The 1,316-nt window shown below is 51.3% G+C and carries 2 protein-coding genes; both read left to right on the top strand.

What is annotated here, in order from left to right:
* Positions 1-121 precede the first annotated feature (121 nt).
* Positions 122-895 carry a nuclear transport factor 2 family protein gene (locus tag GOX66_RS25475; protein WP_336509535.1) on the top strand — a complete coding sequence of 258 codons (774 nt, stop codon included), beginning with the start codon at positions 122-124 and terminating at the stop codon, positions 893-895.
* Between the two features lie 51 nt (positions 896-946).
* Positions 947-1,316 (top strand): LysR family transcriptional regulator (locus GOX66_RS25470; protein ID WP_170766709.1); only part of this gene is annotated, 370 nt, incomplete at its 3' end.

Below are 1,316 nucleotides of genomic sequence, written 5' to 3'. Positions count from 1 at the left end.
ACATAGGTCGCGTGACCGCTATGGGCCGGTCTAATTAGACTTGGGTCTCAATCTGTAATCGGTGACTTCGTTTCGAATGGCTGTTAACTGATATTCAGCTCATTTGCATGCGTTTTACTAAGTGGGGTTAGATCTTGTGGCGTCAAAAAGGGACCTGATTCAAAAACTCCTAAAAGGCATCGAAACTGGGGATTCAGCCGCCGCAGAAATTGTTAACGAGGCAAATTATATCCAACACAATCCCCAAACGCACGAAGGCAGCGAGGGGCTCGCGGCACTGTTCGCGCGATTATCGAAGACAAATCCGCGTGTTACTTTCATACGTGTGTTCGAGGATGGTGACTTCGCCTTTGCGCACAACGAATATGACTTCTCAAGCCTGAGGGTCGCGTTCGAGGTCTTCCGGTTTGAAGACGGTAAAGCCGTCGAGCATTGGGACAACATTCAACCCATGATGGGCCCTAATCCTTCAGGCCGAGGCATGCTGGATGGTGCGACGGAGATTACCGATCTGGATAAGACCCACGCCAATAGGGATTTGGTGCGTGAATTCGCCGAACGGGTTCTGGTTGGACGGCAAATAGGACTTCTGGTTACCTATGTCGATGTTGGATTGGTTCAGCACAATCCTGACCTTGCCGATGGTGTAGCCGCATACCGCTCATACCTTGAAGCCTCCGAAAACGGCGTGTTTCGCATCCAATACCACCAAGTTCACCGAGTGCTCGCCGAGGGGAATTTCGTGCTTTGTATGAGTGAAGGGTACAAGGGAGGTATCCATTCCAGTTTCTATGATCTTTTCCGTGTCGTTGATAACAAGATCGTTGAGCATTGGGATACGATTGAGGCCATCGCACCACGCAGCGAATGGAAGAACGAAAACGGAAAGTTTTAGGCGTGAAGTGCCACGCGCCGGAATCCGCAACTCACTACAAACGGGACGCCGATGGATTTTAACCAGATACGCTACTTCCTCGCGCTTGCCGAGACCCTGAACTTCACCCGTGCTGCAGAGCAATGTTATGTCTCTCAACCTGCTCTGACACAGGCGATCAAGCGCTTGGAAACCGAACTCGGCGGCGACTTGGTTGTTCGCGACGGGCGCTTTACTGAACTCACTGAATTGGGAAAATCGCTACGCGGACATTTCCAACAAATTGACCAGACTCGCCACTTGGTACGGTCAACCGCCAAGGCCGTAACATCCGGAGAAGTCGCGGAACTCAACATCGGTCTTATGTGCACGATCGGTCCTGGTGTGTTGAGCGGAATGCTCGATGCGTTTCGAATGGAACATCCGATGATCTCGATCGTAT

The sequence above is a fragment of the Ruegeria lacuscaerulensis genome (assembly GCF_013031245.1).
Taxonomy (GTDB): Bacteria; Pseudomonadota; Alphaproteobacteria; order Rhodobacterales; family Rhodobacteraceae; genus Ruegeria; species Ruegeria lacuscaerulensis_C.
Note: the sequence above shows the minus strand (reverse complement) of the source record. Positions and strands in the feature narration are given on the sequence as shown.